Origin of the sequence: Trichocoleus sp. DQ-A3 (assembly GCF_039961975.1) — a bacterium.
Taxonomy (GTDB): domain Bacteria; phylum Cyanobacteriota; class Cyanobacteriia; order Cyanobacteriales; family FACHB-T130; genus FACHB-T130.
This window is the reverse complement of record NZ_JAMPKC010000020.1, coordinates 13,774-28,088: the sequence shown is the minus strand read 5'-3', so window position 1 is coordinate 28,088 and position 14,315 is coordinate 13,774. Positions and strand designations below refer to the sequence as shown.

The 14,315-nt window shown below is 46.0% G+C and carries 6 protein-coding genes; 3 read left to right on the top strand and 3 right to left on the bottom strand.

The window, feature by feature from the left end; all coding sequences use genetic code 11:
- Positions 1 to 25: 25 nt before the first annotated feature.
- Complete coding sequence (locus NDI44_RS22115; RefSeq protein WP_190411957.1) at positions 26 to 508, top strand: hypothetical protein; 483 nt, start codon at positions 26 to 28, stop codon at positions 506 to 508.
- Between the two features lie 133 nt (positions 509 to 641).
- Here the strand turns inward: NDI44_RS22115 and NDI44_RS22110 are convergent, their stop codons facing one another.
- From NDI44_RS22110 to NDI44_RS22100, 3 genes are all read right to left on the bottom strand, one after another.
- On the bottom strand, positions 642 to 1,760 hold the full coding sequence (locus tag NDI44_RS22110) for a phosphodiester glycosidase family protein (protein WP_190411956.1): 1,119 nt from the start codon (positions 1,758 to 1,760) through the stop codon (positions 642 to 644).
- 161 nt (positions 1,761 to 1,921) lie between these two features.
- Positions 1,922 to 2,359, bottom strand: a complete 438-nt coding sequence (locus NDI44_RS22105; RefSeq protein ID WP_190411955.1) for an NUDIX hydrolase — start codon at positions 2,357 to 2,359, stop codon at positions 1,922 to 1,924.
- Positions 2,360 to 2,497: 138 nt separating this feature from the next.
- Positions 2,498 to 4,576, bottom strand: coding sequence for a prolyl oligopeptidase family serine peptidase (locus NDI44_RS22100; RefSeq protein ID WP_190411954.1), 2,079 nt, complete (start codon positions 4,574 to 4,576; stop codon positions 2,498 to 2,500).
- A 211-nt stretch (positions 4,577 to 4,787) separates the two neighbouring features.
- On the opposite strand from NDI44_RS22100, the gene NDI44_RS22095 reads away from it, so the two are divergent.
- Both NDI44_RS22095 and NDI44_RS22090 read left to right on the top strand, forming a co-directional pair.
- A complete protein-coding gene (locus NDI44_RS22095; protein WP_190411953.1) occupies positions 4,788 to 10,889 on the top strand; it encodes a CHAT domain-containing protein in 6,102 nt (2,033 codons plus the stop codon).
- 102 nt (positions 10,890 to 10,991) lie between these two features.
- A complete protein-coding gene (locus tag NDI44_RS22090) occupies positions 10,992 to 13,655 on the top strand; it encodes a zinc metalloprotease HtpX (RefSeq protein WP_190411952.1) in 2,664 nt (887 codons plus the stop codon).
- Positions 13,656 to 14,315: the final 660 nt, after the last annotated feature.

The window sequence follows — 14,315 nt, the reverse complement described above, 5'->3', positions numbered from 1 at the left end:
AAACTTTAGCAATTCAGCCGTCAATATGTCTAGCAAGCCTCTAGGAAAAACCCGTCCCCTTTGGCAAGTGATTCTTTTATCGATTGTCACCCTGATGCTGTATTACGGCTGGTATAAGTGGATAATCCAAGAAGAATTACGTCGCTACAAAGGTTATGGTTGGTCAGGAACTTTATGCTTAGCGCCTTTTGTTTTGGGGATAGCAGTTCCCCAATTGTTGCGTATATTCGATCCAGATGTTCCTGGCTGGTTTGGTTGGTTTTCCTTGGTGGGAATTGCCTGGATTTACATTGTGCAGTTCAGACTCTATAAAACTGTAAACGAACTCTACAGCGAAGCTGGGATGAAAGAACCACTGATTGTCTGGTGGATTTTTGTACCAGGATTCAATCTAATCGTTGGCTTAATACAAATTCACTTTTTAAGTGAGTATTGGGCAAGTAAACAAGGGATAAGTGTTAACGATCCGCTTGCTGAGAGTATTCCTTTTCTCTCTGCGAATGCTTAACGCTGTACAAAAGATAAATCTAAAGAGGAAGCTGATACAGCAATCCTATTTTAGGGGTGAGATGCTAGCGCTTCAGATCCCCGACTTCCTGGAGAAGTCGGGTAATCTCGCCGTCACGAATCATTTGGGACGGCTATAAAGGAATCGAGGGGCGATCGCCTGCTTGAAAGCGTTGCCAAGATGTTTTCAAAGCTGAAGGAGCAGGATAATTAGTGTCATAAACAACAATTACATTCGTCAGGTTCCGTCCTGCGGGAAGTAAAATTCTTCCATTATGGGCTAAAGCTTCTGAAGCACCACCATCCAAATTCATTGCTTCAATACAGCCAATCGCTTTCATAATGTTGGCTTCTTGTTGTAAAGATAGACTAGCAAGAAAAGAAATTAAAAATAACTGTTTTCGATTCGCTGGAAACCCAATCGCAGTCCGATATCCTACACCGAGAACATGAGGATCGGCAAAGCCTTCTGATTGCGGCGAGATAGAAATTTTTCCTTGTTTAATCAGTCTTGGTCCGCAAGTAATTGAAAACCAGTGTTGATCCCAATTCGGCTGTCCTTCTGTTCGGGCGGTAATCATTTCTAATTGATTACCTGCTTTAATCCCCAAGGTAGTCCCATAATTTTCCCAGCGGCTGTATTTCAGAAATCTGCCAGCAGCCACCATGTTACCCATAACCCACTTCTGGTTACTTTTATCAAAAAAGGTGCCATTGGCTACCACAGCAGCCTTCTGACGCGCTACCAACTTGGCAAAAGGTTCATCACCATTGCTCACCGTTGGCCCGTTTGCATAAGTTGCATTATTTGCTAATCCCAGAGTGATGAAAGTTTCGGGGTCAGAGAGGTCAATGGTGGTTTGATAAAAAGACACCCCAGCCAGTGTTTTTTGGGTAACTTGTACGGGTTTTCCTTTAGCAACAGCGGGATTTACGTTGGTTTTGGAAGACGGTTGAGATGGTTTAGAAGTGGTGCTGGTTTTTGGAGTTGGCGAAGGTAAAGGCTCAGGAGAAACGCTACTTATTGGGGTTGGCGTACTACTGGGTAGAGGTTTTTGAGCGACTCCGTTTTGAGACTCCCAGAAAGCGATCGCTTTCTCCCATAACTGACGAACGAGACTAGCAAAATTGGAGCGGTTTTGGGGAATTGAGAAGAATTCGGTTAAAAATTGAGCAAGTGCCAAACCTACTAAAAATAAAAAAGTGCGCCGCAGCATTTTACGGCAACCATTGGGTTGTTTTCGATCTGGCATAACTTCGCTTACTTCTCGTCTAGCGACTAAATATTGAGCGATTGGAGTAGAGCGATCGCGTGCATCAACAAGAGCGATCGCTTTACTCAGTTTTAGCAGAAGCCGCGATTTTCAAAGATTCCTGAAAAATACCTACACCTTAGCCCCATCAACGATTCAGGCTATTCGAGAGGTGATTGTAGAGTGAATAAGGTATCGGCGAAAGTCATGAAAATGCGTTTGAGTTCGGCTTCCTCAACGCGCTTAACCGCTTGTTTCACACTCACCCACTGTCGCTTTCTAAAGCTAGCTTCGGGCCAAACTTCCAACACCGTTTTCACCTGCATTAAAAATACCTCAACCCGGCAGGTGCCGCCCCCTTTTTGATACTCGTAAGTCCCCATCAAAGTCGGTAGCACCTGACCGATGATCCCCGCCTCTTCCCAGGCTTCTTTGGCTGCCGAAGTTTGCGGGGTCATAAACGGCTCAATCATTCCTTTAGGAATCACCCAGCGTTTGCCTGTTGAGGAAGTGATCAACAAAACTTCGATTTTTCCGTTTTTGATGCGATAGGGGATGACCGCCGATTGTGCATAACGCTGGGCTGATTTTAGATTCATGGAACTTATCTTTTTTGGCGATGTTTGATAGGGGATTGCTCCTTGGATTTGCTCTTCAAACCAGGCAGATAATGACTGATGATTGAGTGAGATAGCAATCGATTTGAGTCGAGCGATCGCTCTCGCGCATCCGCGCCGCTACGCGAACACCTCCCGCACCAGGAAAGCCCACCGATCCGCAACTTCCTCAATAATCTTAGTCGTTGGCTTCCCAGCCCCATGTCCCGCTTTAGTCTCAATTCTAATTAATACGGGTGCAACACCTGTATGAGCTGCTTGCAAAGCGGCAGCAAACTTGAAACTGTGGGCAGGCACCACCCGATCGTCATGATCCGCTGTTGTAATCATCGTGGCTGGATAAGAGGTCCCAGGTTTGAGGTTGTGCAGCGGCGAATAGGCATAAAGCGCGTTGAACTCCTCCGGGTTTTCCGGAGAACCATAATCCGAAGTCCAAGCCCAGCCAATCGTGAATTTATGGAAGCGCAGCATATCCATCACTCCCACCGCTGGCAACGCCGCACCGAATAAATCCGGGCGCTGAGTCATACACGCACCCACCAACAATCCCCCATTACTGCCGCCGCCGATAGCAAGTTTTTCCGGGGTTGTATAGCCGTTAGCAATTAGCCACTCCGCCGCCGCGATGAAATCATCAAAGACATTTTGCTTATTTAGCTTCGTGCCGCCCTGGTGCCACTCCTCTCCATACTCGCCGCCGCCGCGCAAATTGGGGACAGCATAGACCCCGCCCATCTCCATCCACACCAGATTGCCAACCGAGAAACTAGGCGTCAGGGAGACGTTAAAACCGCCGTAGCCATAGAGATAAGTAGGGTTGCTTCCATCTAGTTGCAGCCCTTTTTTGTAGGTGATAAACATGGGCAGATGGGTGCCATCTTTGCTGCGATAAAATATCTGCTTTGTCTTGTAATCATCAGGGTTGAAATCAACTTTCGGTTGACGAAAAATTGTACTTTCACCACTAACCATGTCGTAGCGGTAAATAGTGGCAGGTGTGGTAAAACTGGTGAAGCTATAGAAAGTTTCCGTATCGTAGCGTTTACCGCCAAAACCTCCAGCCGAACCAATTCCCGGTAACTCAACTTCCCGCACAAAGGAGCCGTTCAGCTCAAAGATTTTAATCTGAGTCCGGGCATCTTTTAGATATTCAGTCACAAACTGATTATTGAGGATTCCCACACCTTCGAGGACTTCTTCCGCCTGCGGGATGATTTCTTGCCATTCCTCCTTACTTACTGGAGAGGAGGGAAGATTGAAGGTATCAATTGCGATCGCGCGACCGCGAGGCGCGTCTAAGTCCGTGCGAAACCAGAAGATTGAGCCATCATTGTCGATAAAACTATAGCTAGCCTCAAACTCGCTAATTAGCTCAATCACGGGCGCATCTGGATTGGTTAAATCCTTATAAAACACCAAATTCTTAGGGTCGCTTCCTCGCCACACGCTGATAATTAGGTAACGCCCATCTTCGGTGACGCCACCGCTGAAACCCCATTCTTTTTGGTCAGGGCGATCGTAGACGAGGATATCCTCAGATTGTGGCTTACCCAGTCGGTGGTAGAAAAGTTTTTGATAGTAGTTAATATCTTCTAATTTGCTTGTTTCGTTCGGTTCATCGTAGCGGCTATAGAAAAAACCTTGGTTGTCTTTCGTCCAAGACGCGCCAGAGAATTTAATCCACTTGAGATGATCGGAAAGGTCTTCGCCCGTCTCAACATCGCGTACCTTCCATTCTTGCCAATCTGAACCAGAGGTGGATAAACCATACGCCATCAAATTCCCATCTTCGCTGATAGCAATACCTGACAGAGCAATGGTGCCATCCTCTGAAAGTTTATTGGGATCTAGCAAAACTTTTGGCTCGCCATCCAGGGACGTTAATGTATAGAGAACGCTTTGATTTTGCAAGCCGTCGTTTTTGAAGTAAAAATAGCGATCGCCTGCTTTAAACGGAAGACTATATTTTTCGTAGTCCCACAGTTGTGTTAGCCGTTGCTTAATTTTTTCCCGAACCGGAATTTCATTTAAATAGCTAAAAGTAACTTGATTTTGAGCCTCAACCCAAGCCTTAGTTTCATCCGAGTCCGGATCTTCTAGCCAACGGTAAGGGTCAGATACCTTTGTCCCGTGATAGTCATCAACCTGATCGACTTTTTGGCTAGTGGGATAAGTGAGGGGTTTATCTGGATACGACATAGGGTTGGACTCTTGGCAACACTGTCCAGTCTAGCGCCAGATTTGGTTGAGAAGAGGGCGATCGCTTCCTTCCCAATCCAGTTTGCAGGAGCAATTCTTCGAGAAACCCAGTTTCTGGCAAAAAACTATAGATCGAATTACATAAGTGCCAAATTGTGAGAGATAAGTATTCCAGTAGATAATCGCGATCGCGCTGCCCTCATTGAGATTTATGCGTCTCCCAAGAATTGGTCTACTTTTTCTACCTTGGTTCGCCTTCGGTATCTCAACCCCCTTGCCTGTTTATTTTCCAGTCATATTCGATATGAAGGCGATCGCGCAAACCCCCCATAACCAGAAATTAGACCAAAATACAGCCGCCAAACCGGCTGTATCAGGCAGCTTTATTGATTACATCGCACAAGAAGCTGAACTCAAAGGGCATCAGGGGAGTGTCAACAGCGCCAGTTTTAGCCCAGATGGCAAGCTAATTGTCACCGCCGGAACTGACGGTACTGCGTGGGTGTGGGATACCTCTGGCAAGGTGGTAGTAGAACTGCGGGGGCATTCGGCTAGTGTCCGGAGTGCCAATTTTAGTCCCGATGGCGATCGCATTGTCACCGCATCGTTTGACGGTACTGCCCGTGTGTGGGATTTGTCGGGCAAACAGCTAGCGGAACTTACTGGGCATCAAGGCAATGTTTATAGTGCCAGTTTTAGTCCCGATGGAGGACGTATCGTCACCGCAGGTGCTGACAAAACTGCTCGCGTGTGGGACACTTCGGGCAAGTTACTGCTGCAAATCAAAGGACATTCAGGCAGTGTCTACAGTGCGAGTTTTAGTCCAGATGGCAAACGTCTAGTCACCGCATCTGCTGACAAAACTGCCCGTGTCTGGGATTTGTCTGGCAAGCTGTTGGCGGAACTGACTGGGCATACTGACACAGTATGGAGTGCAACTTTTAGTCCCGATGGCAAGCGAATAGTTACAGCATCGGATGATAAAACGGCACGGGTGTGGGATTTGTTGGGGAAACAATTGGCAGAACTGAGAGGGCATAGTGAAGGTGTATACAGTGCAACTTTTAGTCCTGATGGGCAACGGATTGTTACAGGTTCAGTTCGCCAAACAGCAGCTTTTTGGGACTCTTCGGGTAGAATACTAGCTTTTTTGACAGGGCATCAGGGTAGTGTTAACAGTGGCAAATTTAGTCCGGATGGGAAACTTATAGTTACTGCATCTGTTGACGGTACAGCGCGTGTCTGGAACACCTCCAAAAAGTTGCTAACAGAACTACGAACGGAACAGGCCATTTTTAAGGATGGTGGCGTTAGCCCAGAGGGTAAATTGGTTGTCATTGCTTCCAGTAAGGATTGGCAAGAGGAAACCCTCTTCGTATGGGATTTGTCAAATCGGCAGCGAGTAGAACTTAAAGGAAATCAGAAAAAAAATATTTATGCTACTTTTAGCCCACAGACGCAGCAGATTATTACTGTATCAGAAGACAAAATAGCCCGTTTGTGGGATACCTCAGGCAAGTTGTTAGCAGAACTCAAAGATGTTTACAGAGCAGACTTTAGCGAAAATGGAAAGTATATTATTACCAATTCATTCGATGCAGTTCAATTGTGGAACACCGCTGGCAAGGTATTAACCGAACTCAAAGTTTCCTTGAGCTTCAACGCTAGCTTACGCCAAGCTGCTGTAAGTGTTAGTCCGGATGGTAAATTGATTGTCACTGCATCTAGAGATAAAACTGCTCGTGTCTGGGATATTTCTGGTAAACAGCTAGCAGAACTCAAAGGACATGAGGGAGACATTAATAGTGTCAGTTTTAGCCCAGATGGCAAATTGATTGTCACAGCATCTGACGATGAAACTTCCCGTGTGTGGGATACTTCAGGCAATTTGCTAGCAGAACTCAAAGGACATCAAAAAGAAGTAAACGCAGCAAGTTTTAGTCCAAATGGCAAGCTAATTCTTACGGCATCAAGTAAAGACCGTACAACCCGAATCTGGAATATCTCTGGTGAGCAGCTAGCTGAACTCCAAGGAGGCAACAGCGCTGCTTTTAGCCCCGATGGTAAGCTGATTGTTACTGAAGGTGTTGATATTTACCTCTGGGATACTTCCGGCAAGCGGCTAGCAGCACTAGGAAATGGGGATAATGCCCGCTTCAGTGCAGATGGCAAATACATCGTTACTACTTATAGGGGTGGCATAGCTCATGTGTGGTATTTATCCGATAAATCGCTTGCTCAATTTAAGGCGCTGGAACCAAAATCTCCACAACGATCATCTGAACGAAAATCTCCAGGAAGAGTTAGAAGTGCGAGTTTTAGTGGCGATGGTCAGTTAATTGTAACCGCATCGGATGATGGTATCTCTCGTATTTGGAGTTCTTCGGGTCAATTACAGGCGATTCTCAGAGGACATAAGTGTTGTGTTTTAGATGCCAATTTTAGCCCCAATGGTAAACTGATTGTCACTGCATCCGATGATGAAACGGCTCGTGTCTGGGATATTTCCGGTAAGTTCTTAGCAGAACTGAGAGGACATAACTGTTGCGTCAACACTGCGAGTTTTAGCCCGGATGGCAAACTAATTGTTACCACATCCAAAGATGAAACTGTCCGTTTATGGGATACAAAAGGTAAACAGCTATTGCTCATAACAGGACACGAGGATGAGGTTAACAGTGCTAGTTTTAGTCCTGATGGCAAGCTAATTGTTACTGCATCTGGTGATAAAACCGGCCGTGTGTGGGATTTGTCAGGCAAGCAGCTCGTGGAACTCAAAGGTCATGAAAGTTCTGTCAGAAATGCAAAATTTAGCCCAGATGGTAAACTCATTGTTACTGCATCCTGGGATGAAACAGCCCGTGTGTGGGACTTATCAGGCAAGCAGCTAGCTATCCTCAAAGGTCACGAAGAAAATGTCGATAGTGCCAGTTTCAGTCCTGATGGAAATCGAATAGTCACCACATCTTGGGACAAAACTGCCCGTATTTGGGACTTGTCAGGTAAGCAGCTAGTCGAACTTAAGGGGCATCGAGAACAGGTTGTAAATGCCAGTTTCAGTCCTGATGGCAAGCGGATAGCTACTGCATCTTGGGATGGTACGAGCCGTATTTGGGATACTTCCGGTAAGCTGCTAACCGAAATCGCTATCAATCTGAACCTAGCAATAAGCGCTATTTTTAGTCCCGATGGACAACGTATTGTTGGTACTTTTAAAGACGGGACTACTCGTATTTGGAAAGTTTCAGGCAAACTGTTAGCTGAACTTAAAGGTCATGAACATCAAGTTAACACGGTAAGTTTCAGCCCGAATGGTAAGTTTATTGTTACTGCATCTAAGGACAAAACAGCCCGACTTTGGGACAAGTCCGGAAATCCATGGGCGGTACTCAAAGGGCATCAGGATGAAGTTTGGAGTGCTAGTTTTAGCCCAAATGGGAACTTGATTGTCACTGCATCTTCAGACGAAACAGCTCGTATTTGGGATACTTCTGGTAAGTTACTAACAGTACTTCAAGGCAATAAGTGGAGTGGTATATACGGTGCAAGTTTTAGCCCTGATAGTAAGCTGATTATCACTACAGGCTTATTTAATGAAGTGCGCCTTTGGGATATTGCCGGGAGATTGCTTGCGGAGCTTGAAAATTATGTTACAAGTGCGAGTTTTAGTCCAGATGGTAAGCAAATTATAACCGCCTCTGAAGATGGGTTTGCTCGTTTGTGGAATACTTCTCTTAACCTATTAGTGGAACTCAAAGGACATCAACAAAGAGTAAACAGTGCTGGCTTTAGCCCTGACGGAAAGCTAATTGTTACTACATCGGCTGATGGTACAGCTCGTATCTGGGATACCTTTGGCAAGCAGTTAGTAGAAACAAAGCATGAGGATAGAGTCAACAGTGCCAGTTTTAGCATTGATGGAAAATTTATCCTTACAATCTCTCGGAAGACAGCTCGTGTTTGGGATATTTCTGGCAAATTAATAGCCGAACTAAAAGGACATGAGTTTGATATCAACAGCGCTAACTTTAGCTCTGATGGAAAATTGATTGCTACTGCATCTGATGACGGCACTATCCGTTTGTGGAACTTGTCAGGCAAGCTTCTAGCAACTTTGACTTTGCCTGAAACACCTTCTTCTTTGCTAGCCAAAGCAGACACACTGAGAAATCTGGAATTTCCTCCACCTAATTGTGCCTTAGCATTTGAGCCTTGGGAAAAAGCGCTTAAAGTTTACAAAGAAATTGGAGATAAAGAAAATGAAAGCTTTATGCGTGAAAAACTGGGTAATGCTTACTATTGCATAGGCGAATACACCAAGACAATTAATTACTACACTGAAGCCTTCAACCTAGCCAAACAATATAATTACTTAGAAAGACAAATAAATATTCTCTCAAATCTGGGAAACGTTTATAACTCTTTAGCTGCTTATGACAAAGCTATTCAGTTTTACAAGGATGCTTTAATACTTGTCGAAAATTACTCTAATCCTCAAATTAAAGCAGAGATTTTACGAAGTCGAGGCTATAGTTATAATCAACAGGGGAAAACTGAAAAAGCAATTAAAGATTATTTGCAAGCATTAAGTATTGACGAGGAACAAGAAAACGTCTTTGGCATCGCTAAAAATAAAGTTAACTTGGCGAATATTTATTATTATTCAAGCGATTATGCCAAAGCAATTCAATATTATACAGAAACATTACAATTCAGCAGATACGAAGGTTTGGCAGGTTTGGCAAATATTTACTTAGCCCAAGGAGATGCTACGAAAGCAATTGATTACTACAAACAAACCTTAGCTATTGCACAACAAAAAGAAGATAAGGAAGCAGAAGGCAATGCCTTGAATAATTTAGCTAATGCTTATCGCAAAAAAGGTAATCTACCGGAAGCTGAAAAATACCTCCGCGATGCTATCAAGATTTGGGAAGATTTACGAGTTAAATTAGAAGATGCTAATAAAGTTTCTATTTTTGAAAGGCAAGCTCGGACTTACCGCCTGTTGCAGGAAGTTTTAATTGCTCAGAATAAAACTAATGAAGCCTTGGAAATTGCCGAACGAGGAAGGGCGCGTGCTTTTGTGGAGTTACTGGCTTCTCGATTAGAACCTAAACCAAAAGAGCAATCTAGCATTACTACGCCCAATATCGAGCTGATTAAACAAGTTGCCAAGAAACAAAATGCAACTCTTGTTGAATATTCGGTTATTTACGATAATTTCAAAGTTCAAGGGAAAGAACAAACAAAGGAATCAGAACTCTATATTTGGGTCATCAAGCCTACAGGTGAAGTGACGTTTCGGACAGCCGATCTCAAACCACTGTGGCAGAAACAGAATCTTTCTCTACAAGACCTCGTTGCCAATACCCGTGAATCTATAGGGGTAAGGGGGCGCGGTGGCGGTATTGTAGCGGAACTGATAGAGGAAGAAAGCCCGACCAAACGATTACAGCAACTCCATCAACTGCTGATTGAACCCATTGCGGAAGAGCTACCTGTTGATCCAAATGCTCGCGTGATTTTTATCCCACAAGATGCGCTGTTCCTCGCGCCATTTCCAGCTCTCCAAGATGCTTCTGGCAAATACCTGATAGAAAAACATACCATTCTGACGGCTCCCTCAATTCAAATGCTGGATTTAACCCATCAGCGCACAAAACGGGTTTTGGGGGATACACGGACTTTTTCTAGCAAGAATGCGTTGATAGTCGGCAATCCCACGATGCCTAAGGTGGTGCTGAACCCTGGAGAACCCGCCGAGCAGTTATCGAATTTGTCGGGGGCGGAACAGGAAGCTAAAGAGATTGCTAAACTGCTCAAGACTCAGGCGATTACAGGGAAGCAAGCGACTAAAGCCGCGATCGCGCAAGCATTGCCTTCTGCCCGAATTATCCATCTGGCAACACATGGGATATTTGATGATATCCAGGGATTGAACAGTGCGATCGCTTTGGCTCCATCCGGTTCAGATGAGGGTTTGCTCACGGCTGCTGAAATCTTAAACCTGAAGCTCAATGCAGAATTAGTCGTTTTGAGTGCTTGCGACACCGGACGCGGCAAAATTACCGGGGATGGCGTGATTGGCTTATCACGTTCATTTATTAGTGCCGGTATCCCCAGTGTCATTGTCTCTTTGTGGTCGGTTCCCGATGCACCAACAGCCTCTTTAATGACCGAGTTTTACAAAAATCTCCAGCTCAACCCCGATCGCTCCCAAGCATTGCGGCAAGCGATGCTAACAACCATGAAACACCACCCCGACCCCAGAGACTGGGCGGCTTTTACTTTAATTGGTGAATCCGACTGAAACGGATAGCCATCTGCGGTTGAAAATTGAAAATTGGCTGAATGATAGGCGATCGCTGAAGTAGGGGTATCTTGGAAGGAAGCCGAGTGCTGTTGAATTTTTATGGCTTCTGTTCCCAATCCCTCTCTGGAAGCTGGTCTAGCAGCCCTGAAACAGGGAAATTATCCAGATGCGATCGCCCACCTAGAAGGCGTTTGCGAGTTTGAGTTGAGTCAAAAGACAGTCCTCCGCGCTCAGATGGGGCTGGTGGTTGCCTATGAACGCACTGGCGAAATCGAGAAAGCGCGATCGCTTTGTCAAACCCTCAGTCAAAGCAAATATCCCAAGGTGAAGGACTGGGGAGAGCGGAATTTGGCTAATTTGGTCAATCGTTATCCTCAACTTCAAAAAACGCCTTCCCCTCCACCAACGTCGGAGGCGACCGGGTTTGTCCCCTTACAAACACCTGCCACTTCACCCGCACAAGGGGCTGCGCCTGCGTCAGATGTCACCGGATTTATTCCCTTAGACCAACCGCCTCAAAAGCCTCAGCCATCCGTGTCGCCTGCTCTAGACGCGACCGGGTTTGTCCCCTTGCAAACGCCTGCCACTTCACCCGCACAGGGGGCAAAAGCCGCTCAACCTGCCTCTAAAAGCGTCAGGGCGAACAGCACTAAGCCAGTACAAAAGGTAACACCCTCCAACTCACCCTTAGTACAGGGCAAAGGGAAAGAAGCGGAAAGCAACCTAGAGGCAGAAGTAGCCGCCCCGGCAGAAGCACCGATTGCGCCAGATACAGTAGCAGAGACAGGGGTCATTTCTGAGACGCCATCTGAAACACCATCTGAGACGCCAACAGATGAGAAAATTCTAGAATCGACCAGTAGTATTGGCTGGCGTCAAGCAGGACGCGCCAAAGGATGGCGAGCAATGCCAGCAGTGAAACCAGAACGTCTGTGGTTGCTTCAAGCAGGGACTGCGATCGCGCTTTTCTGGGTAATTCGCGTTTTCGTGCAGTTCTTGATGACGACGACCAACAACTTCCTCATCAACCTGCCATTTTTGCAGCCTATTCCAGCTTTTTACGAAGACCCGACTTGGCCTATCGTAACCGTGTTGGTGCTGCTAGCGTGTCTGTCTCCCTGGCTACTAGACTTCTTCCTCAAGCAATTTGAGAAGATGCAATCGCTGTCGCTGTCAGCGCTGTCTAAATCCAGCCCAGAAGCCGCCAAGATGCTACCCCGCTATTGCGGACAGCGCCGTTTGCCCGTGCCGACTTTGCGGATCTTACCCATCAGCGCCCCAGTCGCACTCACTTATGGAAATCTGCCTCGCACTGCCCGAATTGTGGTCAGTCAAGGACTCTTAGATCAACTGGCAGACGATGAAATTGCCACAATTTATGCTAGCGAGTTGGGACACATTGTCCAAAACAAGCTAGTCGGTTTGGTGATGGCAACCGCAATGTTCCTGATTGGAGGCTTTTTCAGCCTGTTGAGGAACTCAGACTGGGCTTGGACTTGTTGGTGGATTGCCCTGGCTTGTTTACCGTTGGGATTGAATTTGGCAGTGATGTCCCTCATCATGCTAATTGCCCAGATTCCTTACACCTTGTACCGACAAGTCGCGCAGTGGGGAGACCGCTTAAAAAGCCCCCTGCTAAAGATTCCGGCTGCGGTTGTTTCGGCTTTGAGTTACGGCTTATTTTGGTTAGTTTGCTTTATCGGTTTGTGGCTGTCGCGGCTGCGAATTATCTATAGCGATCGCATAGCCGCAGATATCACTGGCAACCCAAATGCCTTCACCCGCGCTTTATTGAAAGTTACCCGTGGCATTGCTGCTGATATCCAAAAACACCAGTCCACCGGCTGGCTTTTAGAAGGCTTTGATTTACTAACGCCAGTGGGGTATCGGCAAGCCATCAGCTTGGGCAGCTTTCCCTCCCAGACGCCTTGGGAATCCCTATTGCAATGGGGCTACCTCAACCCCCATCGCCAGTGGATGGTCATCAACAACAGCCATCCTTTAATGGGCGATCGCCTGTACTTGTTATGCCTCTACGCCCGCCACTGGAAGCTAGAGACAGAACTTGACTCCACTCAAATGTCCGAACAGCGGATTCGAGCATCTTCGCTCAAAACTAAGAAGTCAAAACTTTGGTTACAAGGTGCCCCCTTCTTTGGCATTTTGTCTGGTTTAGCCTTGGGGTGCTTGTTCTGGCTGTTGGGGTGGATTGGCAGCTGGTTGGGAATCCGGCAACTCGCTTGGATACTCGACGATTACTGGACGATCCTCGTCGGTTGTCTGCCAATAGGTTTTAGCATTGGCACCTTTTTGCGGATCAATTCTTTCTTTCCAGATATCAAAGCTTCCACTCTGCAAACAAACCCCAACCTATCCGATTTATCGACTCGAATCGATGCTTTACCTGTCGATAGTCAGCCGGTGCGTCTGCAAGGAAAACTCTTGGGGCGTCAAGGGATTAGCAACTGGCTGGGACAGGATTTAATCCTGCAAACCGATACTGGCTTGGTTAAGTTACATTATTGCTCTGGGCTGGGTTCTATTGGTAATCTTTTACCCTTGTCCGCTCGTCCCAGCGACTTCGTAAATCGGCAAGTCACCGCAACTGGATGGTTTCGGCAAGGCGCGACCCCCTGGATTGACTTAGAAACCCTACGAACCCAAGGCGGCATCACCAGTCTTAGTCGGCACCCTATCTGGTCAACGATTATTGCCTGTTTAGCTGCGGCTTGGGGAACTTACATTATTTTGTTCGGCATTTAATGCACAAGTTGGCACACGCACAAATGACTGTTTGTAAATAAATATTGCAGCTTTTGAAAAAAATGTGTTACATTCCTTAACAAGGGACGACTTAGTGTATCGAGACGCAGGTTGGCTATCTACGGGATAATTGCATAGCTTTTTCGTCTTGGCATCAGGTTTTCCTCCTCCCAACACAGCAAGCTTGACCAGTCGCCGCGAGTGGCTGGTTTTTTTTAGCATATTCACAAGCCAAAAGGCGTATACAAAAAGAGAGAATTTCAGCGATCGCGCTTCTTCAACTGAATCGTCAAAAGATTTAGATCCGTCGTGAATTCATCTATTTCCGTTCCTTTGTTTCCTCGGCGTCGCTTGCGAAGCAACGACTAATTTTATATCCCTAAAAATAAAATCGGCGATCGTTAGATTAGTAATACTTTCAAAATTTATATTGCTAAATTATTTCGCTTTTATAGACTCATTTTGGAAGTCAACTCGGCTTCTGACTATCTAACGGAAGCTAAATTATTTGAGAGTAATCCCGATAGCGCCGAATTAAGGCAGTTCGCAATTTTTAATTTCTCGCTGCAAGATTTAAACCGAACTAGAAACGAGCGATCGCAAGCGTGCATCCTCTACTTTATCCAGATGAAAATGAGCGGATAGACATCTTTAGTTCTG

Excerpts from the sequence above, each read along its gene's own strand:
- NDI44_RS22105 (WP_190411955.1), bottom strand. The coding sequence starts at position 2,359 with ATGAATCTAAAATCAGCCCAGCGTTATGCACAATCGGCGGTCATCCCC.
- NDI44_RS22115 (WP_190411957.1), top strand. The coding sequence starts at position 26 with ATGTCTAGCAAGCCTCTAGGAAAAACCCGTCCCCTTTGGCAAGTGATT.
- NDI44_RS22110 (WP_190411956.1), bottom strand. The coding sequence starts at position 1,760 with ATGCCAGATCGAAAACAACCCAATGGTTGCCGTAAAATGCTGCGGCGC.
- NDI44_RS22090 (WP_190411952.1), top strand. The coding sequence starts at position 10,992 with ATGGCTTCTGTTCCCAATCCCTCTCTGGAAGCTGGTCTAGCAGCCCTG.
- NDI44_RS22095 (WP_190411953.1), top strand. The coding sequence starts at position 4,788 with ATGCGTCTCCCAAGAATTGGTCTACTTTTTCTACCTTGGTTCGCCTTC.
- NDI44_RS22100 (WP_190411954.1), bottom strand. The coding sequence starts at position 4,576 with ATGTCGTATCCAGATAAACCCCTCACTTATCCCACTAGCCAAAAAGTC.